The following is a 25340-nucleotide window of genomic DNA, read 5'->3' as shown; positions in this document are numbered from 1 at the left end:
GATGAGATTTTAGAAAATGTACGATTGGCTCAACGCCCTGCCCAAGGCTGAACTGCACCTGCACCTGGAAGGCTCGCTGGAGCCTGAGCTGTTGTTCGCCCTGGCCGAGCGCAACAAGATTGCGCTGCCGTGGAACGACGTCGAAACCCTGCGCAAGGCGTACGCCTTCAATAACCTGCAAGAGTTTCTCGACCTGTATTACAAGGGCGCCGATGTGCTGCGCACCTCCCAGGACTTCTACGACCTGACCTGGGCCTACCTGCTGCGCTGCAAAGAACAGAACGTGATCCACACCGAACCCTTCTTCGATCCACAGACCCACACCGACCGTGGCATTCCGTTCGAAGTGGTGCTCAACGGCATCGCCGCTGCGCTGAAAGATGGCGAGCAGCAACTGGGTATCACCAGCGGCTTGATCCTCAGCTTCCTGCGCCACCTCAGCGAAGCCGAAGCGGAAAAAACCCTGGACCAGGCCTTGCCGTTCCGTGACGCGTTCGTGGCCGTGGGCCTGGACAGCTCGGAAATGGGTCACCCGCCGAGCAAGTTCCAGCGCGTGTTCGATCGTGCTCGCCACCAAGGCTTCCTCACCGTGGCCCACGCCGGCGAAGAAGGCCCGCCCGAGTACATCTGGGAGGCCATCGACCTGCTGAAAATCCAGCGTATCGACCATGGCGTTCGCGCCATCGAAGACGAACGCCTGATGCAGCGCATCATCGACGAGCAGATCCCGCTGACCGTGTGCCCGCTGTCCAACACCAAGCTGTGCGTGTTCGATGACATGGCCCAGCACAACATCCTCGACATGCTCGAGCGTGGCGTGAAGGTCACGGTGAACTCCGATGACCCGGCGTACTTCGGCGGTTATGTGACCGAGAACTTCCATGCGCTGCACACCGCGTTGGGCATGACCCAGGACCAGGCCAAACGCCTGGCGCAGAACAGCTTGGATGCGCGGCTTGTAAAGCCCTAACTGAGTCAATAACGATTGGCGATGTCACGCAGACATGGCCAATCGGGTGATTTCCCTGTGTCCTACGGCGTTGACCCGTAAAGCCTGGGACTCATTGATCACACTGATCCAGTTCGACTGCAGAAACAGTTGCAACAACCCCCCGCCCAACGCGCCGCCCAGATGAGGTTGGTGCTGGCTCCAGTCAAAACAATTACACACCAGCGGCGACGCCAGGGCCTGGGTAAAAATCCCCAGGTTTGCCAGGCGCTGCGCGCCCTTGACCGTGACATCGGCACGCTGCTCATGACGTTCTATCCAACCCTCTTCCAGCAGATGCTGATACAACTGCGCGCCCAATTCGCCGCCGAGGTGGCCATGGCACAACCGCGCATGGCGTAACAACGCCGGAGCAACCAGCGCTGGCGGTAGTGCCTCCGGCGCTCTGCGTGCGGCGCACGCCACGGTGGTCCTGGCCAAGGCATCAATAGCGGCGCTGACATCAGGCGCCGCAACACGGAACAAACGCTTGCCACGCCTGGCTTCCACTCGCAACACACCACTTGCCGTCAGTCGCGCCAGATGCGCGTTGGCGGATGTCGGTGACAACCCGGCAAGCGTCGCCAACTCGACGGGTGATTTGGCCGAGCCATCCATCAAGGCCCACAACATGGCGGTACGTTTGGGTTCGGCGAGCAAGCTGGCGATCTGACTGATGCAAAGTGCAGCTTCCATCTTTTCACTCCCTGTCGATTTATTTTTCTGCTGAAGTAGGCCCCAAAGTATAGGGGCGCAAACCGCCGGTTCCACGGCGTCTGACAGCGTAGAGAGGGACAAGATCTGAGTGAAATTTCCTGCTTTGATGGAGTCCGTTACGTTGTGCTGGATCGCTCTGGCAATTGGGCGGTCAATGTCGCACAGCGGGACACGAGCATTTCCCGCAACAAGTTAACGGGTTTGCTCAATTGCGCCCGATGGGCACACAGCAGATTGAGCGGCGTGCGCTCGCCACGCAGCTCCGGCAGGATAAGGCGCAAGCGCCCGGCCAACACGTCGGTACTCACATCCAGCCACGACTTGTAGGCAATGCCGACACCCGCCACCGCCCAGCGGCGGACCACATCGGCATCGTCACTGAACCGGTCGCCGGTAACCGTCAGGCTGACTTCACGCTTGCCGTCGTGAAAGGTCCAGTGATCGTGGACCCGGCTGCCGAGCATATACAGCAGGCAATTGTGCTGGGCCAGTTGTCCCAGATGCCGGGGCTCACCATAACGTGCGAGATAGCTGGGAGAGGCACACAACACACGCACATTGTCCGGGGCGACGGGCAGCGCGATAAGGCTGGAGTCTTCAGGTTCACCATAGCGCAGGGCGATATCCACCGGCTGACGGAACAGATCGGCAATCCGATCGCCCAACAATAGCCGTACCGTGAGTTGCGGGTAGTCACGCTGGAATTCATCCAGCCAGGGCAACAGCTGATTGCGCCCGAAATCCGACGGGGCCGACAATTGCAGCACACCACTGACATGGTCCTGCCCGCTGGCCAATAAGCGTCGCCCTTCATCCAGCGAGCTCAAGGCAGCACGGGCATATTCCAGGAAGCCTTCACCTTCGGCGGTCAGGCGCAGGCTGCGAGTGGAGCGTGCCAGCAAACGCGTATTCAGTTGCTGTTCGATACGCTTGAGCGCCGCACTCGCCACCGCTGGCGACAGGTCCATCACCCGTGCCGCAGCCGACAGGCTACCCAGGTCTGCCGCACGTACAAACAACTGCAAATCATCAAAACGCAGCATGCATTACTGTCCATTATCAAAATTTTGTTGAAACAGACTGCTGTTTTAGCCGCTTTTATCTGCGCGGGAAATAGCCAATCATCTACGCATCCCGTTCATCACGTGTCTGGAGTTGAATATGCCCACTGCCTTTAACGTCATCGCCACGCTGATCGCCAAACCCGGCCAACAGGCCACCCTGGAAACCTTGCTGCGCGGCCTGTTGGAACCCACTCGCCTGGAAGCCGGTTGCGAGCAGTACGACCTGCACCAGGATCTGCAACACCCCGAAACGTTCTACATGCTCGAGCGCTGGAGCGACGACGCGGCGTTGGCCGACCACGACCAGAGCGCGCATATCCAGAGCTTTCGCGCCAAAGCCGCTGATGTGATCGAACACTTCGAACTCAAGCGCCTGAAATTTCTCGCCTGATCATCACCATTTTTCTGTAGGCGCGAGCTTGCTCGCGAAAATCGTCAACGAAAACGCAGCGTGTCTGGTTTAACGCGGCGCCCTTGAGTGTTTCGCGAGCAAGCTCGCGCCTACAGTCGGTTAACCTTGTTTTCTGGAGACATCATGAAAGCCATTGCCTACTACGCCTCACTGCCGATCAACGATCCAAATGCCCTGCAAGACATCGAACTGCCAGCGCCTGTCGCCGGCCCGCGTGACCTGTTGGTGGAAGTCAAAGCCATCTCGGTCAACCCGGTGGACACCAAGGTTCGCCAGAACGTCGCCCCGGAAAAGGGTGCGGCCAAGGTACTGGGTTGGGACGTGGCCGGTGTGGTCAAGGCCGTCGGCAGCGACGTGACGCTGTTCAAGGCGGGTGACAACGTGTTTTACGCCGGTTCCCTGGTGCGTCCGGGCGGCAACAGCGAACTGCATACCGTGGATGAGCGCATCGTCGGGCATATGCCGAAAAGCCTGGGTTTTGCCGAAGCTGCCGCGTTGCCGCTGACCGCCATCACCGCCTGGGAATTGCTGTTCGAACGCCTGCAAGTGCAGGAAGGTCAACAGGACAACGGCCAGAGCCTGTTGATCGTCGGTGCCGCCGGTGGCGTGGGGTCGATCCTGACTCAACTGGCCAGCCAACTCACCGGGTTGAAAGTGATCGGCACCGCTTCGCGTCCGGAAACACAAGAGTGGACCAAGGCCCTCGGCGCCGACCTGGTGATCGACCACAGCCAACCGCTGAGCGATGCGCTGAAAGCCGCCGGCCATCCGCAGGTGACCCACGTCGCCAGCTTGACCCAGACAGATCATCACCTGGACCAGTTGGTCGAAGCCCTGCAGCCCCAGGGCAAGCTGGCGCTGATTGACGATCCCAAGACGCTGGACGTCAGCAAGCTCAAGCGCAAGAGCCTGTCGCTGCATTGGGAATTCATGTACACGCGCTCGATGTTCGAGACCCCGGACATGATCGAACAGCACAACCTGCTCAACCGAGTGGCCGAACTGATCGACGCCGGCACCCTGAAAACCACGGTGGGTGAGCACTTCGGTGTGATCAATGCCGCAAACCTGCGGCGTGCCCATGCGCTGCTGGAAAGCGGCAAGGCCAAGGGCAAGATCGTGCTGGAAGGCTTCTGAACAACTAGCTGTCAGGGTCGTCCATTATTCATGTGAGTAATGGACGACACCGCTAGTCAGAGAGTTGACCTTTGTCATATTTGTGAGCGTATTCGGGTTTATATTGGCCGCCTTTGCCACGATTCTTTTACGTGAGGAAGTCAGCAATGAAAATCCTGATAAAAGCGTTAGCAAAATCCGCAGGCAATAAATGGCAGGTCCGTCTCGACCAAGACGCTTTCACCTTCCGCACCGAGGCCGAAGCCCGTGCCTTTGCCGACACCCTGCAAGCCCGTATCCAGGCGCCCCACCGTTTTCCGAACAGTCAGCAACGCTCCGCCGCTGGCTGACCCGCTGTTCAGACCTGAGCCTGCAACGCCCGTTTACGTTGCAGGCGCTGGGTAGACATCGCAATCGTCACCGCCAACACACCGCACAAGCTGATGACCATCGCCATCGGCATCGCCGTGCCGTCGTGCAAAACCCCAACCAACGACGCCGCCCCCGCCGCGACGCCAAACTGAATGCAACCGAGCAACGCCGAGGCGCTACCGGCCCGTGCGCCCTGCCCACTCATGGCACAGGCCGAGGTATTCGGCAAAATGCAGCCCAGGCTGGCAATGCAGATAAACAGCGGTACCAGCAATGGCCACAGCGCATCGGTGCGCAACGATGCAATACCGAGCAAGCTCAACGCCGCCAACAGGTAGACCCACACACTGCGCGACAACAGGAACGCCGGGCCGCGTTTGGACAGCAACCGCGCGTTGACCTGCGCCACCAGGATAAAGCCTGCGGCATTGGAACCGAACAGCCAGCCGTAATGCTCAGCCGGCACGCCGTAGAGCTGGATGAAGACGAAAGGTGAACCGGCGATGTAGGCAAACATCCCGGCAATCGAGATACCGCCGGTGAGGGCATAGCCCAGGTAGACCCGGTCCGACAACAACGCCGCATAGCGACGCAGCGACCCGGACAACGGCTGACGCGGCTGATGGGCCGGAAAGGTTTCCGGCAGCCCGACCGCCACGGCGATGGCCGCCATCACGCTGAAGATCGACAGCGCCAGGAAAATCGACTGCCAGCCCCACAGCCCAACCATCAGCCCGCCGGCCAGCGGTGCGAGGATCGGCGCCAGGCCGGTGACCAGCATCAACTGGGAAAACACTTTGGCCGAGCCAACCGCATCGCATTTGTCACTGACCACCGCGCGGGAAATCACCATACCGGCGCAGCCACCGAGGGCCTGCACAAAACGCGCGCCGATCAGCCATTCCAGGGACGGCGCAAAGGCGCAGGCAAAGGACGCAAGGGTAAACAGGGTGACACCACTGAGCAGCGGGCCGCGGCGGCCAAAGCGGTCAGCCAGTGGGCCATAGATCAACTGACCGAGGGCCAGCCCACCGAAATACACCGCCAGGGTCAGCTGGATGTGTTTTTCATCGGTCGCGAAGGCCTTGGCCATGGCTGGAAAGCCGGGCAGGTAAAAATCGATCGCCAATGGCGCGAAGGCGCTCAAGGCACCCAGAATCAGAATTATGCGGAGGTTCATCGGGCACCCAAGTGAGACGGCAGCCCGATAGTCTAGCCGCGCTTGGGCGCATTGAACACGATAGCTCGCTAACTATTTATCCGCGTCAGGCAAGCTTGACGCTGTAGCCCTCTTCGGTGATCGCCTGGATCACTTGTTCGGCAGACAAACGGCTTTCGACGCCCACTTCCTTTGCCGCCAGGTCGACTTTCACACTGGCCGCCGGATCCTGGCTCTGCACTGCCTGGGTCACCGCTCGAACGCAATGGCCGCAGGTCATTCCTTCAACGCTGAATACTTGCATGACATGACTCCTTTGATGAGGTTGGACCCAGTCTCGACCTTGCCACGATGGCAAGGTCAAGTTCTGAAAACATCTGCCGGGCTGGTATTTGGCCGCTTCAAAGGCCAAGCTTCACCCATCTTTGATTCACACCACGGAGCATTCGCCATGCGCTGGTCGTTTTTTGCCCTTGCTGGCCTGATGAGCTTGTCGGCCGCTGCGCCCCAAGCCCTCGCCGCAGAAGACTATGCGGTGCTGATCATTTCCAGGGAACGCCTGGAAGTGCCGACCAACTGCGAAATCGGCCTGTACCTGAATGACCAGCTGGCAGGCCGGCTGTTCCAGGAACAGGCCACTTCGTTCAACCTGCCGGCGGGAAACCTGTCCTTGCGCCTGAAGCTGCTGCCGGGCCAATCCCCTGGCTGCCTGCCGGGGATGCTGGCGCCGCCGGCGCAGAACATTACGCTCAAGGCCGGGGATGTACGCAAACTGCGTATTGCCCAAGGCTCGGATGGCATGTATCTCAAGCCCGCCGCATTGGAATATTAAAGGCGCTTGACCTTCCCCACAGGTCAAGGTTGATCCTAGGGGCAACTTCTCTTGGAGGACTGCCCCATGAATGGATCCACCACCTTTGACCTGCCCATCAGCGGCATGACCTGCGCCAGCTGTGCCGGCCGGGTCGAGCGTGCACTGGGCAAGGTGCCGGGGGTGCAAAGCGTCAGCGTCAACCTGGCCAACGAACGCGCCCACGTTGAAGTGCTCGGCCAGATGGACCCGGGCGTGCTGATCGCCGCCATCGACAAAGCCGGCTACACCGCCACCCTCCCCCAGAGCGAAAAGGCCACCGACGCGAATCAAGCCCAGCGCCTGCAACGCGAGCGTTGGTCGCTGCTGCTGGCGATCCTGCTGGCATTGCCGCTGGTGCTGCCGATGCTGGTGGAGCCGTTCGGCCTGCACTGGATGCTGCCCGCCTGGGCACAGTTTGCCCTGGCAACCCCCGTGCAATTCATCTTCGGCGCACGCTTCTATATTGCCGCCTGGAAAGCCGTGCGTGCCGGTGCCGGCAACATGGACCTGCTGGTGGCCATCGGCACCAGTGCCGGTTACGGCCTAAGTATTTATGAATGGCTCACCGCGCACCCCGGCATGGCACCGCACCTGTACTTCGAAGCCTCCGCGGTCGTGATCGCCCTGGTGCTGCTGGGTAAATACCTGGAGAGCCGCGCCAAGCGCCAGACCGCCAGCGCTATCCGCGCCCTGGAAGCCCTGCGTCCGGAGCGGGCGGTTCGGGTGATTGAAGGCCGTGAAGAAGATGTCGCCATCAATGCCCTGAAACTCAATGATCTCGTGCTGGTAAAGCCCGGCGAACGCTTCCCGGTAGACGGTGAAGTGGTCGAAGGACAAAGCCATGCGGACGAAGCCTTGATCAGCGGCGAAAGCCTGCCCGTCCCCAAACAACCCGGCGATAACGTCACCGGCGGCGCCATCAATGGCGAAGGCCGCCTGCTGGTACGCACCCTGGCCCTCGGCGCTGAGAGCGTGTTGGCGCGGATCATCCGCCTGGTTGAAGACGCCCAGGCCGCCAAGGCCCCAATCCAGAAACTGGTGGATAAAGTCAGCCAGGTGTTCGTCCCAGCCGTGTTGGTGCTGGCATTGGTGACATTGGCGGGCTGGTGGCTGTATGGCGCGCCCCTCGAGACCGCGATCATCAATGCCGTCGCCGTGCTGGTGATCGCCTGCCCTTGCGCCCTGGGCCTTGCTACACCCACCGCGATCATGGCCGGTACAGGCGTTGCCGCGCGCCACGGCATCCTGATCAAAGACGCCGAAGCCCTGGAACGCGCCCATGAAGTGAGCGCCGTGGTCTTCGACAAGACCGGCACCCTCACCTCCGGCGCGCCGAAGATCGCCCACCTGACGGCAGTGGATGGCAACGAGGCCTTGTTGCTGCAACAAGCCGGGGCGTTGCAACGCGGCAGCGAACACCCGTTGGCAAAGGCCGTATTGGATGCCTGCAACGAACAAGGTCTGGCAGTGGCGGACGTGACGGCCAGCCAATCCCTGACCGGGCGCGGCATTGCCGGCACGCTGGATGGCCGGCAATTGGCCTTGGGCAATCGTCGCCTGCTGGAAGAAAGCGGCTTGAGCGCAGGCAATCTGGCCGACTCCGCCAAGGCTTGGGAGGCAGAAGGCCGCACCTTGTCCTGGCTGATCGAGCAAGGCGCACAACCCCGAGTGCTTGGGCTGTTCGCGTTTGGCGATACCCTCAAGCCCGGTGCGCTGGAAGCGGTGCAGCAACTCAAGGCCCAGCGCATCAGCAGCCACCTGCTTACCGGTGACAATCGCGGCAGTGCCCGCGTGGTGGGCGAGGCGTTGGGTATCGAAGACGTGCACGCCGAAGTATTGCCCGCCGACAAAGCCGCCACTGTCACAGAGCTGAAAAAGACCGGCGTGGTGGCCATGGTCGGTGACGGCATCAACGATGCCCCGGCCCTGGCCGCTGCCGACATCGGCATCGCCATGGGCGGCGGCACCGACGTGGCCATGCACGCCGCCGGTATCACCCTGATGCGCGGCGATCCGCGCCTGGTGCCGGCCGCGCTGGAGATCAGCCGCAAGACCTACGCAAAGATCCGCCAAAACCTGTTCTGGGCCTTTGTGTATAACCTGATCGGCATCCCCCTGGCGGCGTTCGGCCTGCTCAACCCGGTGCTGGCCGGCGCGGCGATGGCCTTGTCCAGCGTCAGCGTGGTGAGCAATGCGTTACTGTTGAAGACTTGGAAACCGGAGCACCTGGAGGATCAACGCCCATGAACATCGGCCAAGCCGCACGCCAGAGTGGGTTGAGTGCCAAGATGATTCGTTACTACGAATCCATCGGCCTGCTCAAAGCCGCCCATCGCACCGACAGTGGCTACCGCGTGTACGGCCAGGATGACTTGCACACCCTGGCGTTTATCAAGCGCTCGCGGGATCTGGGGTTTTCATTGGAAGAGGTGGGCAAGCTGCTGACCCTGTGGCAGGACCGGCAACGGGCCAGCGCCGATGTGAAGGCCTTGGCGCGCCAGCATATCGAGGAGCTGAACCAGAGGATTCTGGAACTGGGGCAACTGCGCGATACCTTGCAGGACCTGGTGGAGCACTGCCAGGGCGATCATCGGCCGGATTGTCCGATTCTCAAGGAGTTGGCGTCCGGTAGCTGCTGCGCCTGATGGAATCTATCTGAATACCGGCGAACCCAATGTGGGAGCGGGCGTGCTCGCGAAGGCGGAGTGTCAGTCAGCACACGTATCGACTGACACTCCGCTTTCGCGAGCACGCCCGCTCCCGCATTTTTGCGCTTCATCTACCCAAAGATCATTGCATCCAAGGCGGTGGCGGTTCTTCCGCCTTCTTGCTCTGTGGCGCATCATCCTCCGCCCGAATCGCCTGGCGACGCTCTTCATCCAGCCGCGCCGCTTCGATTTCACGAATCACACCGCCGACATCCGCCAGCTCTTCGGGCTCATCGAACTCGCCGGTCAATACACTGGCCGGGTGCAGGGTCCCGGCTTCGTACAGCGCCCACATTTCCTTGGCGTACTTGGTCTTCTTCAACTCCGGAGCAAAGCGCCCGAAGTAGGAAGCCATGTTGCCCACATCCCGTTCCAGCATGCTGAAAGCGTGGTTATTACCCGCAGCATCTACCGCCTGGGGCAGGTCGATAATCACCGGACCGGTTGGCGTGAGCAGCACGTTGAACTCGGACAGGTCACCGTGCACCAGACCGGTACACAGCATCAGCACGATCTGGGAAATCAGGAAGGCGTGGTATTCGCGCGCCTGGTCCGGCTCCAGTACCACGTCGTTCAGACGCGGTGCCGCATCGCCGTACTCGTCGGCCACCAATTCCATCAGCAATACGCCTTCGAGGAAGTCGAACGGCTGGGGCACGCGAACGCCCGCACCGGCCAGGCGGAACAACGCCGCGACTTCGGCGTTCTGCCAGGCATCTTCGGTTTCTTTCTTGCCGAACTTGGACCCCTTGGCCATGGCCCGGGCCTGCCGGCTGTTACGGACCTTACGGCCCTCCTGGTATTCGGACGCTTGACGAAAACTTCGTTTGTTCGCCTCCTTGTAAACCTTGGCGCAACGCAATTCGTTGCCGCAGCGCACCACATAAACAGCTGCTTCTTTACCACTCATGAGTGGGCGCAGCACTTCGTCGACCAGACCGTCTTCGATCAGGGGTTCAATGCGTTTAGGAGTCTTCATCAGCTTTTATTGTGGGTCCTTTATTACCAAATACGCGTATGGCACTCGTTATACGGCAATCAGCTCGCCGGTGGGAGGGGCTACCGACCGTTGATTACTTAAGAATGCATCCAATATGCCAGTTTCAGCGCTCAATGATCGCCGTCACCCCTTGCCCGCCCGCTGCACAGATGGAAATCAGCCCTCGGCCCTTGCCTGCCGCGTCGAGCAACTTGGCCAGATTGGCGACGATACGTCCACCTGTGGCGGCAAATGGGTGCCCGGCGGCCAGGGAGCTGCCTTTCACATTGAGTCGACTACGGTCGATGGCGCCCAGGGGCGCGTCAAGTCCCAGACGCGTCTTGCAATAGTCCGCATCTTCCCAGGCCTTGAGCGTGCACAACACTTGGGCAGCGAACGCTTCGTGGATTTCGTAGTAATCGAAGTCCTGCAGCGTCAGACCATTCCTCGCCAGTAAGCGCGGTACCGCGTACACCGGCGCCATCAGCAAGCCTTCGGCGCCGTTGACGAAGTCCACTGCCGCCGCTTCGCCATCGCGCAGATACGCCAGGATCGGCAAACCACGCTCCTGGGCCCAGGCCTCACTACCCAGCAGTACCAGCGAGGCGCCATCGGTGAGCGGCGTGGAGTTGCCGGCAGTGAGCGTGCCCTTGTCGCTGCGTTCGAAGGCAGACTTGAGGGCGGCGAGTTTTTCCAGGGTCAGGTCGGGCCGCAGGTTGTTGTCGCGGGTCAGGCCCAGAAACGGGGTAAGTAAATCGTTGTGCCAGCCTTCGGCGTAGGCGGCGGCCATTTTCTGGTGGCTTTCCAGCGCCAGCTGGTCCTGCTCGGCACGGGGAATCTGCCAGGTCTGTGCCATCAATTCACAGTGCTGGCCCATGGACAAGCCGGTGCGGGGTTCGCCGTTGCGCGGCAGTTCCGGCTTGAGATGATGAGGACGAAGTTGTAACAGGACTTTTAATTTGGCTGCCATGGATTTGCTGCGGTTGGCTTGCAGCAGGATCTTGCGCAGGCCTTCATTCACACCGATGGGTGCGTCGGAGGTGGTGTCCACTCCACCCGCAATCCCGCACTCGATCTGGCCCAGGGCGATTTTATTGGCCACCAGCAACGCCGCTTCCAGCCCCGTGCCACACGCCTGTTGAATGTCGTAGGCCGGGGTCTGCGGCGACAGGCGCGAGCCGAGCACACATTCGCGGGTCAGGTTGAAGTCACGGGAATGCTTGAGCACCGCGCCGGCAGCCACCTCGCCCATGCGCAGGCCGTGCAGGTTGTAGCGTTCGATCAGGCCTTCCAGGGCAGCTGTCAGCATCGCCTGGTTGCTCGCGGTGGCATAGGGGCCGTTGGAGCGGGCGAAAGGAATGCGATTACCGCCAATGATCGCTACACGGCGCAATTGAGTCATGGAAAGCTCCCTGATGGTTGTGGGTGGAATCACCAAGCCTAGCCTAGGCTCAATCGAACGACTGCCACCCTGGGGTGGTCAACCCTTTGAACCCCAGCCTTCGGAGAGCGTTCCATGTCTGACCGTTATATCGACTTCGCCAACTCAAGCCTCGGCCATCGCCTGGTCGCCGCCATTGGCCTGCCGTCACCGGTACGCCTGGAACGCTGGCAAGCCGGGCGCCTGCGTCCGGTGGAAGGAGCGCTGCTGCTGGGCGGCGGTGCGCTGGTGAGCAATGTGCAGGCATTTGCCAACAGACTCACCGACGCCATTTACACGTACGGCAGCGAGACGTCGACGTGGATTCCCGGCCACGGCCCCAAGCTGAAAGCCGTGGTGTTCGACGCCAGCCATTTGCAACACACAGACCAACTTAAACAACTGCGCGAGTTCTTCCAGCCGCTGCTGAAAAATCTCGATAACAGCGCCCATCTGGTGATCCTCGGTCGCGCGCCGGAAACCCTCAGCGACCCGTTTGCCGCTAGCGCCCAGCGCGCTCTTGAAGGTTTCAGCCGCTCGCTGGCCAAGGAACTGCGCAATGGCGGCGTGTTGCAATTGCTCTACGTCGGCGACGGTGCCGAAGACCAACTGGAAGGCGCGCTGCGCTTTTTTCTCTCGCCGAAAAGTGCGTATATCTCCGGCCAAGTGATTCGCCTGCAAGCGTGCGCCACTCCGGTTGAGGATTGGACGCGGCCACTGGCCGGGCGCAAGGCACTGGTCACCGGCGCCGCCCGTGGCATTGGCGCGTCCATCGCTGAAACGCTGGCCCGCGACGGTGCCGAAGTGATCCTGCTCGACGTGCCCCAGGCCAAGGCCGACCTCGAAGCCCTGGCCGCGCGCCTGGGTGCACGCACCGTCGCGCTGGATATCTGTGCTGAAGACGCTCCCAGCCAATTGATCGAACAGTTGCCCGATGGCCTCGACATTCTGGTGCACAACGCCGGGATCACCCGTGACAAAACCTTGGCCAACATGACGCCGGAATACTGGGACGCGGTGCTGGCGGTCAACCTCAATGCGCCACAGGTGCTGACCAAGGCGCTGCTCGACAGCGGCACCCTGCATGACAACGCCCGCGTGGTGTTGCTGGCGTCGATCAGCGGCATCGCCGGCAACCGTGGGCAGACCAATTACGCCGCGAGCAAGGCCGGGTTGATCGGCCTCGCACAAGCGTGGGCACCGTTGCTCAAGGAACGCGGTATCAGTATCAACGCCGTGGCCCCCGGTTTTATCGAAACCCAGATGACCGCGCATATCCCCTTCGCGTTGCGTGAGGCCGGGCGGCGCATGAGTTCGTTGGGCCAGGGCGGCCTGCCGCAAGACGTCGCAGAGGCCGTGGCCTGGCTGGGCCAACCGGGTTCCGGAGCGGTCAGCGGGCAAGCGTTGCGGGTGTGTGGGCAAAGCCTCTTGGGAGCATAAGCATGCAATGGAAGACGCTAGGCACTACTCCCTTTTTGCCGCCGCTGTATTGGCGCGCAGCGCTCAAACGCAAGATCACCGGCAGCACGTTGCCCGAACAGGGATTGCGCTGTCGGGTGAGCATCAATCCCAAGCACGTGGCGGCGTATCGCAAGGTCTGCGGTTTTTCCGACAGCCCGGTCTTGCCGGCGACGTATCCCCATATCATGGCGTTCGGATTGCAGATGCAGTTGCTGACGGACAAAAACTTTCCGTTCCCACTGCTGGGGTTGATTCACCTGAGTAACCGCATCCGCATTCATCGCCCGCTGGGTGGGGTGAGCGAATTGTCCGTCGGTGTCCACACGCAGAACCTCAAGCCCCACCCCAAGGGCGCGACCTTTGATCTGATCACCACCGTCGAGGACTCACTCGGCCTGCTATGGGAAGCCGAAAGCCGCATGTTGTGCCGAGGCGTAAAACTGCAAGGTGAACCCGAGGATGACGCCCAGCCCGCCCCCACTCAGGTCAGCGAACTGACCCGCTGGAAGGCCCCCGCCGATATTGGCCGCCGTTATGCCCGGGTCTCCGGCGACTACAACCCCATCCATCTCAGCGCCTTGACCGCCAAGCTGTTCGGTTTTCCCCAAGCCATCGCCCACGGGCTGTGGAACAAGGCGCACACCCTCGCCGCCCTTGGCGAACACTTGCCCGCTGCCAATATCGAGATCAGCGTTGAGTTCAAAAAACCCGTGCGCCTGCCCGGAGAAGTAACGTTATTGGCCAGCGCCGCCGGGTCCAGCGGCGAGTTGTGGTTAAAAGGCGCGGGCGGTATTGAACATATGGTTGGCAACTGGCAACCGATCGCCTGAAATAAACTGATTAATTGTATATATACACCCTAAGTACTAGCGGACTTTTTTAAGTCCGCTTTTTTATTTAACTTATTGTTTTTTAATAAATAAATACCTTGATACATCCTCCCCTTACACCCTTGGTATTAGTCGCTTAGCCGATACACTGCTGCGGTATATAAATCGTTAATACCAAGTAGAGCATTGAGAGGAGGCACCGCCGGGGCTGTTATAGCCACACGGACAAACACATCACGACCTCGAGAAGCAGTGAGTGTTTGAAGACAACCAAGGTTGTACAGGTGCAAGGAACTCAATCATGAAAACTCAAGTAGTGTTTTGGAAAGCAAGTACCGCGCTGGCCCTGGCAGTAGCACTGGCACTCGGCGGCTGCAGCAGCGGTGGTGGTGGGCATAAATCCAGCGTGGCATCGTCCTCACCGGATGCGGGTGCGGGAACGGGTGGTGGCACCGGTGGCGGTGATGGTGGAACCGGTGGTGGCACTGGTGGCGGTACTGGCGGTGGCACAGATGGTGGTACTGGCGGAGGCACTGGCGGAGGCACTGGTGGCGGTACTGGCGGAGGCACTGGTGGCGGTACTGGCGGAGGTACTGGTGGCGGCACTGGTGGCGGTACCGGTGGCGGTACTGGCGGAGGTACTGGTGGCGGCACAGGCGGTGGCACAGGCTCGACAACCACTCCCCTGGTGACTGGCCAGATTGTCGGCACTCTGGGCGGTACTGTCGGTAATGTGGGTGCTGCGGTTGGCGACCTTGGCGACACCTTGAACAACGTTCCCATCGTCGGCACCACCGCTGGCGGTCTCGTCACCGCTACCGGCGACGCCGTCACCAGCATTGGTACCGGCGTGACTGCCGGCCTGGGCTCCCTGGGCACCAACAGCAACTCCCTCGGCATCACCGTGGCGGGCGTCGGTAACGGCGTTGCCGACCTGGGTGACGGCCTTTCGACCACCGGCAAATCCCTGTCGACCACACTGGGCGGTATTCCAGTGGTGGGCGGCTTGACCGGCGGTGTCGGCGGTGCTGCCGGCGGCCTGGTCGACAAGGTAGGTCAGACCGTCACCATGCTGGGCGATACATTGAGCACCGCCAGCACCACCGGACCGCTGGGTTCTCTCACTAACACGGTCGGCGGCAAAGTGTTGGTGCCCGTGGTCTCGCTGGTGGAAAACACCACCGGCAACCTCGGCAAGGCCACCGGCCTTGGCAACCCGGTCAATGGCCTGCTGGATAAAGTCGGCTCGACGGTGACCGGCCTGGGTGGCCAGGTCGCCAGCGCGGGCGGCACCGGCAATCCGGTTACCAACATCGTAGGTGGCGCATTGACCGGCGTCGGTGGCGTGCTCGACAAATCCGGCGGCTATGTTGCCCCAGCGGGCGGCGGCGCGAAATCCGGCCTGCCCGAGTTGGTGGGCGGCCTGATCGCCAACGTCGGTAACGGTCTGAATGTCGGCAACACTAATGGCACTGTCAGTGCCGCCGGTGTAACCGGTGGCGCCCTCGGCGGCACTGTTGCCTCCCTGGGCACGGTCATCGGTGGCAATGGCATCAGCAACACGGCAGCCACATCGCCCGTTGCCGGCTTGGCCACTCAGGTCGGTGCGGCCCTCAACCCAGTGACCTCCGGCGTCGCCAGCCTGACGCAAAATATCGGAACCACCACGGGCATCGGCGCGCCGGTCAACGGTCTGGTGACACAAGTGGGCGGCGCCGTCAGCGGTATCGGTGCCAACCTGACAGCCGCCAACGCCAACCCGATCACCAATGCCCTCGGAGGCACCGTCAGTGCGGTGGGCAGCACCGTAGGCTCGGTCGGTGGGTTGGTCACAGGCGGCACCGGCACCAGTGGAGGCCTGCTTGGCGGCCTGAACGTAGGCGCCAACGCCTCGGCGGGTGGCAGTGCAAACACCAACACCGGCAGTGGGCTGGGCGGCTTACTGAACGGCCTGACCGGCAAAAAATAGAATTGCACCTGGCCGATTAGACGGCCTCCCCTACAGCGCCTACGCTTGGTTGAGACGAGAGACCCCAATAAGTCTCTCGTCTTTTTTATGGGGCTGGAATCATGCCCTCCCGAACCGAGTCCCAGAACCCGGCGGGCCCGAAACGCTGCTGCAGTTGACCATGGAGTGTCCTATGCGCGTGTTGACGCCGATGTTAGTGCTTACCCTCAGTGCCTACGCACAGGCCGAGACCCTTCCCAACTTCCTCAACAGCAACGACACCATTCGCAACTTGCCAGTGCCCAACCTCCCCGCCGACGCCTATCGACCGGTCACGCCGCAAACCCAGGTGCCCGAAGCTCCGCCCACTCAGGGCCAGCCGCTGTTGATGGACACCAAGGTCACGATTCGCAAGCTGCAGATCGAGGGTGGCACCGTCTACCCGCTCGCCGAGACCGCCAAGGCCTACGAACCGTTGATTGGCCATGAGACCAACCTGGCGCAACTGATCGAAGCCACCCGTGGCATTACACGTCGCTACCAGCAAGACGGTTATCTGTTGTCCTACGCATTCTTGCCCCAGCAAGACTTCGAAAATGGCCTGGTGCGCGTGGTGCTGGTGGAAGGCTATATCAAGGACTACCAGCAAAGTGGCGATATCGGCTCGGTCTCGGCTTACGTCGACAAACTGGCCAATAAACTCCTGGCCGAACGCCCACTGACTCGCAAAACCTTCGAGCGCTACACCACGCTCATGGGCCGTATCCCCGGTGTCACCCTGCAAGCGCAAGTACCGCCGCCAGGCACTACCGACGGTGGCACACGCATGCAGATCACCGCCAGCCGCAAGCCCTTCACCAGCAGCATGAGCATGACCGATGACAACCGCGGTGGCCTGCAGGCCTTGCTCACTGGCACAAGCAACTCCCAAACCTCAATGGGCGAGCAGCTCAATATCAGCGGGCTGTTCCCACCTGGCGAAGATAAAGAGCACTACTACCGCGTGGGCTACAGCCAGTTCATCAATGCCGAAGGCACCCAGTTGGCGCTCGCCGCCGAACGCTACCGCGCCGACCCCAACGCCAACCTGCAACTGGACGGCGGCTTCGAGCTCAAGCCGCACCAGTCCATCGATCGCTACTCCATCGGCCTCAGCCACCCGCTGGTAGCCTCTCCGACTGAGTCGCTGACCCTCGGTACGCGCCTCTACGCAGTGGACCAGACCACACGCTACAAACTCGTGGGTTACCCCCAACGTTTCGACATCGAAACCAACCTGCGTGCCCTGGCGTTCGAAGGTGACTGGCGCAAATCCGACACCCGCCAACTGCGTATCCTCAGCGCCGGCCTGTATCAGGGAATAAATGGCCTGGGCGCCAGGACCCACAGTGATTTTGAAGGGCTCAAGCCCGACCTGGACTTTTTCCGCCTGCGCCTGTCCGGCGTACAAAGCGACAAGTTCTTCGATAACTGGCAAGGCGTACTGTCGGGCGCGTTTTACTGGAGCAATGACACCCTGCCCGACAGCGAACGCGCCACGTTCGGCGGGCAGAACTTCGGTCGTGGCTACCCTGACGATCAAGGCTCCGGTGACAAGGGTTGGGGGGTGGCTTATGAGTTCAACTACAGCTACAACCGCGCCGGCGACTGGGTGAGGATCCTGCAGCCCTATGTCGTGTTCGACCGCGCCAAGAGCTGGTTCAACGATCTGCCAGTCAAGAGCAACGATATGTCATCGGCTGCCGTAGGGCTGCGCTTCGGGGACAACAAGTACTACAACATCGCCCTGGAAGCGGCCAAGCCGATGTCGGATATCGCGCTGGACAGCTTCAACCGGCGGCCACGGTACACGTTGAGCTTCAGTTATCAGCTCTGATCCCGCCCTGTAGGCGCCGGCCTGGCGCCTACAGCCTGGATTTCGGCAGGGGAAACAGGTTGTTCAGCGTATCAATCAACCGCACCAGGTAGATCGGCTTGCGAAACAAGTCCAGCACCTGCAAGCGCAGCATATCGCTCACGTCATCCATCTCGGCATGACCGGACATCACAATCACTGGCAGGTGAGAACGTGAGGTGTGCTCACGCAGGCGTTTGATCAAGGAGATGCCGCTTTCTTCGGGCATACGCAGGTCGGTGATGACCAGGGCAATATCGGGGTGGAGTGTCAATTCTTGCAGGGCGAAGGTGACGGAGGTGGCGGTAAAACAGACAAACCCCTCATTTTCAAGGGACTCGGCAAGTTCGATCAGGGCGTCCTCTTCGTCGTCCACCAAAAGAATTTGCTGGCGGTTAGGCGAAGAGGCGCTCATGGCTGTACCTGAACAGAAAGAACTTTGATAGGCAGTTTCCACATGTACAAAGGGGCGTTCACGTCGTCATTTTAGTCGCGACGCTATCGAAGATAGACTTGATCTTATCTCCAAGCCCTGTACCGGCCCCCACGATCACCAGTGCAACCATTGCCACGATAATCGCGTACTCAATACCCGACGCGCCATCTTTACGTTGAAAAAAGAGTTGGGTCTGGACATACATCTTCAACATCAGCTCAAGGAACATGAGACTTCTCCCTAAAACGCCTTTAAAAGCCGGAACGGCTCTAGTACCAGATGATCGCGGCGTGCCGTTAGAGCATTGTCAACAAACCTCGGGCTCACAACTGTAAGAACGGATTAATCACAAAGTATTAGTCGCAAAGTTGACGCAATGACCCCGGCCTTTAAACGGTTGCGCTTCCAGTTCAGATAATTTTTTTCCGGGTTAATGGCATTTTGTCCTAGCTGAGCTACCTTCAAATAGCCAAATCGTTAGATGTTCATTACAGCCAGGTTGCGGATTAACCCGATTGGATTAAACGGGCATGCAGTGCAACGGGGAAAGGGAGAGCCGTCATGAACAGTCGCATCAGCATGGTCCTGGCCGGCTTGTTGCTGATTGGGGCATTGATCGCCGGGTACTGGGGGCTTGTATTGAGCCGCGCACCGGAGCCCGTCGCCGCCCCCGTTGCACCTGTCGTTTCCGTGGATAACACCGTCGCTGCCGTTGAAGACCAGACCCGCCAACCGGTGGTGGTGCTGGTGCACGAAGTGTCCGCCTTTACGCCACTGACCGCCGCTGACCTGGCCATAGAAAAACTGCGTACCGTACCCGCCGGCAGCCTGTCCCAGCTTGACCAAGCCATCGGTCGTATCCCCCTTCGCACCTTGGGGGCGGGCACTTGGCTCACCGAAGAAAGCTTCAGCAGCGGCGGTCCGCTCGCTCGCATGATTCGCCCGAACGAGCGGGCCCTGGCCGTGGCGGTGGATGAGGTGAGCGGCGCTGGAGGCCAATTGACCCCCGGCGACTACGTGGATGTATTGCTGTTCCTGCGCCAGGATGCCAGCAACGCCGAACAGTCAGCTCAGGTCGTCCTTCCAGCGATGCGCCTGCTCAGCGTTGGCGACCAGTTGGGCCTGGCCAACGATGGCACCCCCGCGGTGCCACCGCCGGCCACGGTCGAAGAACGCGCCCAGGCAGCACAACGTCGGGCCGCCGCGCGCACCGTGGTGCTGGCGGTGCCGGAGCCTCTATTGAGCCGCCTGATGCTCGCCGCCCAAGCAGGCACGTTGCGCCTGGCCGTACGCAGCGCCGAGGAGCAACTGCTCAGCCGCTACTGGGCCGGCGAAAGCGACGCATCACAAAGGCTGGAAAGCGCCAACCGCGACCTCTACCAATTCACGCAACTGGCCCTGACCGGGCCGCCCAAGCGAGTCACGTCCGCCGCAAGTGAGCCTGGCGTTCGGCGTGGCATTGAAGTCATTCGCGGTGCCCAGGCGGCTCCCCTCACCCCGTAATCGAACAAGGATGCCTTGAATGAGCCAGCGCTACGCACCCGTGTTCACGCAAATGGCCTGGGCCTTCCTGCTGTCGAGCCTGCCGCTCGGCGTGGCCTTGGCGGCGCCAGGCAATTGCAGCGCCCTGGGTCAGTTGCCTGCCGTGGTCGAGGTAGGAGAAGGTCTGCAACAAGAGCTGCAATCGCCCGTGGCCATCACCCGGCTGGCCATCGGCGACCCGAAAATCGCCGATGTGCGCGTGAATGGCGACCGTAATTTCCTGCTGACCGGCGTCTCGTCCGGCGCCACCAGCCTGTTGGTGTGGACCGCCTGCGCCCGTTCACCGCGCCAGAGCATGGTGTTCGTCAAGGGCAAGGCCACGTCGGCGCTGACCAGCCTGTCGCTGTCGCCGTCGGAAGACCCTCTGCTGCCCAGCCAGGTGCAGACCGATATTCGCTTTGTCGAGGTCAGCCGTACCAAGCTCAAGGAAGCCAGCACCCGACTTTTGGGCTCAGGCGCAAACTTTTTCTTCGGCAGCCCCAACCTGCTGTCCCCTTCGGAAGGCGTTTTCAAGCTGCCGGTAAGCACTGATGGCTTCAACGTCGGTTTCGGTGGCGGTCGGGTCAAAGCTATGATCAACGCGCTGGAGCGCAGTGGTTTCGCCTATACCCTGGCACGCCCCAGCCTGGTCGCCATGAGCGGCCAGAGTGCTTCCTTCCTGGCTGGCGGCGAGGTGCCGATCCCGGTGCCCAGCGCGGGCAGCGACACGATCTCCATCGAATACAAGGAGTTCGGCATTCGCCTGACGCTGACGCCGACAGTGATTGACCGCAACCGCATCTCCCTCAAGGTCGCACCCGAAGTCAGCGAGCTGGACTACAGCAACGCCGTGCAGATCCAAGGCATCCAGGTGCCGGCCCTGACGGTGCGCCGTACCGACACCAGCGTGTCCCTGGCCGATGGTGAAAGCTTTGTGATCAGCGGCCTGATCAGCAGCAACAACCGCTCCACCATCAACAAGTTTCCAGGGCTGGGCGATATCCCGATCCTCGGGGCGTTTTTCCGCGACTCCAATATCAGCCGCGAAGAAAAAGAGCTGTTGATGATCGTCACACCGCACCTGGTACAGCCATTGGCCGCCAACGCCCAACTGCCGTCCTTGCCCGGCGAAAAACTGCGCAGCTACGACCCGAACTGGTACCGGTTGTTTTTCCTGGAAAACGGCAATTTCGACCGCCGTAGTGGACTTTCCCAATGAGCGATAGCCTGAGCCAGACCTTTCTCGCCATCACCCGCAACACCACTGACCTGGAGTGGCTGCAGGGCGCCCTGGCGCCCCTTGGCCAGGTCGTGAGCGCCGGTACCGGCAGCCTGGACGAATTGCTCGCGCTGGTCGACGTCACCTTCGCCAACCTGGTATTCGTGGGCCTGGACCGTGAGAACCTCGTGGCCCAGAGCGCACTGATCGAAGGTGCCCTGGAGGCCAAGCCGATGCTCGCCGTGGTTGCCCTGGGCGATGGCATGGATAACCAGCTGGTCCTGAACGCCATGCGCGCCGGCGCCCGCGACTTCGTGGCCTACGGCTCACGTTCAAGCGAAGTGGCCGGCCTGGTGCGACGCCTAAGCAAGCGCTTGCCAGCCGTCGCCCACAGCGCGCAACTGGGCGGCCTGACCGTGCTGTTTGGCACCCAGAGCAATGCCGACGGAGCGATGCTGGCGACGCACCTGGCCTTGGTGGTGCAGAAAAGCGGGCAGCAAACGTTGCTGCTCGACCTGGGCCTGCCACGCAGTGACAGCCTGGCGCTGCTCGGCCTGGAAAGCACGTTCAATTTCGGCGACGCGCTGAGGCATTTGCGCCGCCTCGATTCCACCTTGATCAACAGCGCCTTCACCACAGCGCTGGACGGCTTGCGCATCCTGGCGTACGCCACCGGTGATGAACCGCTCAAACTGACCAGCGCCGCCGAATTGTTCATGCTGCTCAGCGCACTGCGCCAACATTTCCAGCATATCGTCGTGAACATTACCGGGCAGCCCGACAGCGAAGCGTTGCGCACCTTTGTCAGCCACTGCGACAAACTGCTGTGGTGCACCGACCAGAGCGTACTGGACTGCCGGCGCAACCTCGCAGTGCTCAATCGCTGGCGCGAAAAAGGCATGAAGCTTGATCATGCCAAACTGGTAGTAGACCGCTACATCAAAGCCTGCGCACCGGACATCGAAGCCCTGGAAAAAAGCTTCGGTCTTGCGTGCATCGCCGTACTGCCCCTGAGCGCGGAATTGCGCCTTAATGTGAAAAACCAGGGCCAGCCCCTGTTTGCCCTGGCCCCACGCGAACCCTTGACCCAAGCCGTGCGCACGTTGGGTGAGCTCCTGGCTAAACGTTCTGAGGGGCTTGCAAAACCGTCAATGCGTTGGTTTGAACGCCTCCTGGGATCAGGACAATGAACGGCGAAAAATTATTTGGCGGCCCCGCCCGCAGCACAAGCGGCAGCACCGATAACGACGGCCTCAAACTGGTGTTGCATCGCTACATCATTGACGCCATCGAGGAGTCGGGCAAGAACCTGCTCGAAGGCACTCGCCAATCCCTGGCGCAATTTGTCATCGACAAGGTCTCCGAGTACATCACACGCATGCGCCTGGCGATTTCGCGCTATGAGATGGAACGCCTGGCCGAAGAAATCGTCGATGAACTCACCGGTTTCGGCCCGCTTGAGGTGTTGCTGCGTGACCCGTCGGTGACCGAGATCCTGGTCAACGGCCCACACCGGGTGTTTATCGAACGTGACGGCCTGCTGCACCAGAGTGACTTGCGTTTCATTGACGATCATCACGTCGAACGCGTGATGCAGCGCATCCTCGCACCGCTGGGCCGACGCCTGGACGAGTCCTCGCCGATGGTGGATGCGCGCTTGCCCGACGGCAGCCGGGTCAATGCGATCATCCCGCCGATTGCCCTGGATGGGCCCTGCCTGTCGATTCGAAAATTCCGCAAGGACATGCTCAAAAGCACCGACCTGGTCGCCATGCAAACCATCGATCAGAGCATCTTCGAGTTCTTCCAGGAGGCCGTGGGCAAGCGCTGCAATATCCTGATCAGCGGCGGCACCGGCACCGGCAAGACCACGTTGCTGAACATTCTCAGTCAGTTGATCAACCCCCACGAACGCCTGGTGACCATCGAAGACGTGGCCGAACTGCAGTTGGGTCATCCCCATGTAGTTCGCCTGGAGACCCGCCCGCCGAATGCCGAAGGCCACGGTGAGGTACGTTCCAGCGACCTGATCCGCAACGCCCTGCGGATGCGCCCCGATCGCATCATCCTGGGCGAGATCCGCGGTGTGGAGGTGCTCGATGTAATGACCGCAATGAACACCGGCCACGACGGTTCCATGAGCACCGTGCACGCCAACAATGCCCAGGATGCGTTGCTGCGCCTGGAAACCCTGGTGGGGCTGACTGGCCGGGTGATTGCGGAGAAAACCCTGCGCCAGATGATCTGCGCCGCGCTGGACGTGATCATCCAACTGACACGCATGCCCGATGGCCGTCGCTGTGTGAGCGAGGTGGTCGAAGTCGTGGGCGTGCGCGATGACGTGTATGTCACCAATACCCTGTTCCGCCTCGACCGGCGCACCGGCTTCGGTTTCCTGCGCGAAGCCCTCAACCCGGCCGGCGACAAACTGCGCCGCGAATCGACCTTGCAGTCATAGGGAGCGTTGGATGACAGGACCGGTGTTGTTGCTTATCTGCCTGCTGCTGATCGCCCTGTCGTTCTGGCAGTTTCACCATGGCCTGCGCAAGGCCCGGACGGACCGCGTGCTGGAACGGCTCGGCGACGGCCAGCCCGAGACCCAGGAACCGAGTACCACCTGGACCGGCCTTGAGCACATGTTCCAGCGCGCCGGGCTGGGCAAACCCACGGACCGCCTGGGCTTGTGGCTGAGCGCCTGGGTGGTCGGCGTGCTGCTGGGCTGGCTGCTCGCGGACGGGCTGGGCCTGATCGCGATGATCGTTGGGCCACCCCTGCTACTTCGCGTGTACATCAGTTGGCGTTATCAGCGCCGCGTGCAGCGTATGGTCGAGCAATTGCCGCAGTTGTTGGACCACAGCGTCCGTAGCCTCAAATCCGGCAGAACCCTGGCCGACTCCGTACTGGGGGGGATCGAGGGCGTCGAAGCGCCCCTCAAGGACGCCATGGGACGAGTGCAGCGCAACGTGCGCATGGGGGTGAGCCTGCCCGATTCAGTCAGCGATTTCGCCGAGTTCTACGAACAGGACGAATTCCGCCTGTTCGCACTTGGCCTGAAGGTCAATCACCGCTATGGCGGTAACGCCAGCGAGTTGCTGGAAAACCTGATCAAAATGATTCGCGAGCGGGAACAGGGCGCCCGTCAACTCAAGGCCATGACTGGCGAAACGCGCATGACCGCGTATGTGTTGGGCGGCTTGCCAGTGCTGATCGTGGGTTACTTCATGATGGTCAACCCCAGCTACTTGATGACCATGTGGAACGACGACACGGGGCGCATCATGCTGTTCAGCGCGCTGGCCATGGACCTGGGCGGCACCTTTGTCATGTGGCGCATGCTGAGGAGTGTCTGAGATGGCACTTCTGGCCTGCGCCTTGTTGCTCCTCGCCGCTGCGGTATTGGTGGGGGGCCAATTGCTCGAGAACCGCCGGCGCGAACGGCGAGTGGCGGAACGCTTGCAGGGGCGGATGGCCGGCGAAGACCGGCTCGGCAGCCTTATGCGCCAGCTGGGCGGCAGCGCCCTGGCACAGCGCTCGGTCAGTCTGGACAACGAGACGCAGACCCTGCTCAACCGGGTCGGTTGGCGCAAAGCCAGTCAGCGCTCGTTGTTCGCAGCCTTCCAGATCGGTACGCCTATCGTGTCACTGGGCCTGACCCTCCTCGGCCAGCAACTGCTCTTCCCCCACGCAACCCCGGTATGGATTGCCTCGATGTTTGCTTTGGGCATTGGCTACCTGCTGCCAAAACGTGTGCTGGCCGCTGCCGCCAAGCATCGCCAGCAGACCATCGCCAAAGAGGTCTCAACCTTCATTCCACTGCTGCGCATTCTGTTCGAGTCCGGCATGGCGGTTGAACAGTCGCTGCGCGTACTGAGCAACGAAGCCCAGCGCCTGCTTCCCGCGCTGACACACGAATTACGCTTGATCCTGGCACGGGTCGATTCCGGGCTGGAGCTTGGCGAAGAGCTGGGCAAGACCGCCCGTTTGCTGGAAGTGGATGAGTTCACCGACACCTGCATCATCCTCCAGCAGTTGATCCACCAGGGCGGCGGCGCGATGAAGTCCTTGCTGGCCCTCAAGCAGTTGCTTGACGACCGCCGCCTGACCCGCCTGCAGGAATACATCTCGAAGATGTCGGCCAAAATGTCGGTGGTGATGATGGTGTTTCTGTTCCCCGCTTTGCTGATTGTGCTTGGCGGCCCGGCCTTCATCGGCATCGCCCGCGCGTTGAGTCACTTTTGAGGAG

The 25340-nt window shown here is 61.3% G+C and carries 25 protein-coding genes; 17 read left to right on the top strand and 8 right to left on the bottom strand.

Annotated features, from left to right (window positions below):
- The first annotated feature begins 16 nt into the window (after positions 1 to 16).
- Positions 17 to 970: an adenosine deaminase gene (locus PF1751_RS03190; protein WP_044286590.1), complete on the top strand. Its 954-nt coding sequence runs from the start codon at positions 17 to 19 to the stop codon at positions 968 to 970.
- Positions 971 to 994: 24 nt separating this feature from the next.
- On the opposite strand, the gene PF1751_RS03185 is transcribed toward PF1751_RS03190, so the two are convergent.
- Both PF1751_RS03185 and PF1751_RS03180 read right to left on the bottom strand, forming a co-directional pair.
- On the bottom strand, positions 995 to 1684 hold the full coding sequence (locus tag PF1751_RS03185; protein ID WP_044286588.1) for an ArsR/SmtB family transcription factor: 690 nt from the start codon (positions 1682 to 1684) through the stop codon (positions 995 to 997).
- A gap of 137 nt (positions 1685 to 1821) precedes the next feature.
- Positions 1822 to 2748 carry a LysR family transcriptional regulator gene (locus PF1751_RS03180; RefSeq protein WP_021493193.1) on the bottom strand — a complete coding sequence of 309 codons (927 nt, stop codon included), beginning with the start codon at positions 2746 to 2748 and terminating at the stop codon, positions 1822 to 1824.
- A gap of 118 nt (positions 2749 to 2866) precedes the next feature.
- Here PF1751_RS03180 and PF1751_RS03175 point away from each other — a divergent pair, with 118 nt between their 5' ends.
- The 3 genes from PF1751_RS03175 to PF1751_RS03165 all read left to right on the top strand — a co-directional run bounded on the left by PF1751_RS03175 (position 2867) and on the right by PF1751_RS03165 (position 4647).
- The gene (locus PF1751_RS03175; RefSeq protein ID WP_010213420.1) at positions 2867 to 3160 is read left to right on the top strand and encodes a putative quinol monooxygenase; all 294 of its coding nucleotides are present in this window, start codon (positions 2867 to 2869) and stop codon (positions 3158 to 3160) included.
- A gap of 144 nt (positions 3161 to 3304) precedes the next feature.
- A complete protein-coding gene (locus PF1751_RS03170) occupies positions 3305 to 4318 on the top strand; it encodes a zinc-binding alcohol dehydrogenase family protein (RefSeq protein WP_044286585.1) in 1014 nt (337 codons plus the stop codon).
- Positions 4319 to 4464: 146 nt separating this feature from the next.
- On the top strand, positions 4465 to 4647 hold the full coding sequence (locus PF1751_RS03165) for a hypothetical protein (protein ID WP_010213424.1): 183 nt from the start codon (positions 4465 to 4467) through the stop codon (positions 4645 to 4647).
- A gap of 8 nt (positions 4648 to 4655) precedes the next feature.
- On the opposite strand, the gene PF1751_RS03160 is transcribed toward PF1751_RS03165, so the two are convergent.
- Together PF1751_RS03160 and PF1751_RS03155 are read right to left on the bottom strand one after the other, a co-directional pair.
- Positions 4656 to 5849 (bottom strand): multidrug effflux MFS transporter, encoded by a 1194-nt coding sequence (locus tag PF1751_RS03160; RefSeq protein ID WP_010213426.1) that lies wholly within the window; start codon positions 5847 to 5849, stop codon positions 4656 to 4658.
- Positions 5850 to 5934: 85 nt separating this feature from the next.
- A complete protein-coding gene (locus PF1751_RS03155) occupies positions 5935 to 6132 on the bottom strand; it encodes a heavy-metal-associated domain-containing protein (RefSeq protein WP_010213427.1) in 198 nt (65 codons plus the stop codon).
- Positions 6133 to 6279: 147 nt separating this feature from the next.
- On the opposite strand from PF1751_RS03155, the gene PF1751_RS03150 reads away from it, so the two are divergent.
- From PF1751_RS03150 to cueR, 3 genes are all read left to right on the top strand, one after another.
- Entirely contained in the window at positions 6280 to 6660 is a 381-nt protein-coding gene (locus tag PF1751_RS03150) for a hypothetical protein (protein ID WP_010213428.1), read from the top strand.
- A 66-nt stretch (positions 6661 to 6726) separates the two neighbouring features.
- Positions 6727 to 8928 carry a heavy metal translocating P-type ATPase gene (locus PF1751_RS03145; protein ID WP_044286584.1) on the top strand — a complete coding sequence of 734 codons (2202 nt, stop codon included), beginning with the start codon at positions 6727 to 6729 and terminating at the stop codon, positions 8926 to 8928.
- On the top strand, positions 8925 to 9326 hold the full coding sequence (gene cueR / locus PF1751_RS03140) for a Cu(I)-responsive transcriptional regulator (protein ID WP_044286583.1): 402 nt from the start codon (positions 8925 to 8927) through the stop codon (positions 9324 to 9326). Before PF1751_RS03145 ends, cueR begins: the two co-directional genes overlap by 4 nt.
- 145 nt (positions 9327 to 9471) lie before the next feature.
- On the opposite strand, the gene PF1751_RS03135 is transcribed toward cueR, so the two are convergent.
- Positions 9472 to 10368 carry a PA4780 family RIO1-like protein kinase gene (locus PF1751_RS03135; protein ID WP_010213433.1) on the bottom strand — a complete coding sequence of 299 codons (897 nt, stop codon included), beginning with the start codon at positions 10366 to 10368 and terminating at the stop codon, positions 9472 to 9474.
- 124 nt (positions 10369 to 10492) lie between these two features.
- The gene (locus PF1751_RS03130) at positions 10493 to 11770 is read right to left on the bottom strand and encodes an acetyl-CoA C-acetyltransferase (protein WP_044286582.1); all 1278 of its coding nucleotides are present in this window, start codon (positions 11768 to 11770) and stop codon (positions 10493 to 10495) included.
- 114 nt (positions 11771 to 11884) lie between these two features.
- On the opposite strand from PF1751_RS03130, the gene PF1751_RS03125 reads away from it, so the two are divergent.
- The 4 genes from PF1751_RS03125 (at position 11885) to PF1751_RS03105 (ending at position 17903) form a co-directional block, all read left to right on the top strand.
- A complete protein-coding gene (locus PF1751_RS03125; RefSeq protein ID WP_044286581.1) occupies positions 11885 to 13228 on the top strand; it encodes a 3-oxoacyl-ACP reductase in 1344 nt (447 codons plus the stop codon).
- A gap of 2 nt (positions 13229 to 13230) precedes the next feature.
- The gene (locus PF1751_RS03120) at positions 13231 to 14079 is read left to right on the top strand and encodes a MaoC family dehydratase (protein ID WP_021493199.1); all 849 of its coding nucleotides are present in this window, start codon (positions 13231 to 13233) and stop codon (positions 14077 to 14079) included.
- Positions 14080 to 14380: 301 nt separating this feature from the next.
- Positions 14381 to 16048, top strand: a complete 1668-nt coding sequence (locus PF1751_RS03110; protein WP_167337363.1) for a collagen-like triple helix repeat-containing protein — start codon at positions 14381 to 14383, stop codon at positions 16046 to 16048.
- 172 nt (positions 16049 to 16220) lie between these two features.
- The gene (locus PF1751_RS03105) at positions 16221 to 17903 is read left to right on the top strand and encodes a ShlB/FhaC/HecB family hemolysin secretion/activation protein (protein ID WP_010213441.1); all 1683 of its coding nucleotides are present in this window, start codon (positions 16221 to 16223) and stop codon (positions 17901 to 17903) included.
- Between the two features lie 28 nt (positions 17904 to 17931).
- On the opposite strand, the gene PF1751_RS03100 is transcribed toward PF1751_RS03105, so the two are convergent.
- Both PF1751_RS03100 and PF1751_RS03095 read right to left on the bottom strand, forming a co-directional pair.
- A complete protein-coding gene (locus PF1751_RS03100; protein ID WP_010213443.1) occupies positions 17932 to 18336 on the bottom strand; it encodes a response regulator in 405 nt (134 codons plus the stop codon).
- 58 nt (positions 18337 to 18394) lie between these two features.
- Entirely contained in the window at positions 18395 to 18586 is a 192-nt protein-coding gene (locus PF1751_RS03095; RefSeq protein ID WP_010213444.1) for a Flp family type IVb pilin, read from the bottom strand.
- 332 nt (positions 18587 to 18918) lie between these two features.
- Between PF1751_RS03095 and cpaB the strand changes: the two genes are divergently transcribed.
- The 6 genes from cpaB to PF1751_RS03065 are packed head-to-tail and all read left to right on the top strand — an operon-like array spanning position 18919 to position 25336.
- Positions 18919 to 19860, top strand: coding sequence for a Flp pilus assembly protein CpaB (cpaB, locus tag PF1751_RS03090; RefSeq protein ID WP_010213445.1), 942 nt, complete (start codon positions 18919 to 18921; stop codon positions 19858 to 19860).
- A 19-nt stretch (positions 19861 to 19879) separates the two neighbouring features.
- Positions 19880 to 21097, top strand: a complete 1218-nt coding sequence (locus tag PF1751_RS03085) for a type II and III secretion system protein family protein (protein WP_042570898.1) — start codon at positions 19880 to 19882, stop codon at positions 21095 to 21097.
- On the top strand, positions 21094 to 22287 hold the full coding sequence (locus PF1751_RS03080; protein ID WP_010213447.1) for a CpaE/TadZ family protein: 1194 nt from the start codon (positions 21094 to 21096) through the stop codon (positions 22285 to 22287). The genes PF1751_RS03085 and PF1751_RS03080 overlap by 4 nt, the downstream gene beginning before the upstream one ends.
- A complete protein-coding gene (locus tag PF1751_RS03075) occupies positions 22284 to 23555 on the top strand; it encodes a TadA family conjugal transfer-associated ATPase (RefSeq protein ID WP_021493204.1) in 1272 nt (423 codons plus the stop codon). Before PF1751_RS03080 ends, PF1751_RS03075 begins: the two co-directional genes overlap by 4 nt.
- A 10-nt stretch (positions 23556 to 23565) precedes the next feature.
- Positions 23566 to 24447 carry a type II secretion system F family protein gene (locus PF1751_RS03070; RefSeq protein WP_010213449.1) on the top strand — a complete coding sequence of 294 codons (882 nt, stop codon included), beginning with the start codon at positions 23566 to 23568 and terminating at the stop codon, positions 24445 to 24447.
- A 1-nt stretch (position 24448) separates the two neighbouring features.
- On the top strand, positions 24449 to 25336 hold the full coding sequence (locus PF1751_RS03065) for a type II secretion system F family protein (protein WP_010213450.1): 888 nt from the start codon (positions 24449 to 24451) through the stop codon (positions 25334 to 25336).
- The last annotated feature ends 4 nt before the right edge of the window (positions 25337 to 25340 follow it).

It is taken from the genome of Pseudomonas simiae (genome assembly GCF_000934565.1).
In the GTDB taxonomy this organism is placed as follows: Bacteria; Pseudomonadota; Gammaproteobacteria; order Pseudomonadales; family Pseudomonadaceae; genus Aquipseudomonas; species Aquipseudomonas simiae.
Note: the sequence above shows the minus strand (reverse complement) of the source record. Positions and strands in the feature narration are given on the sequence as shown.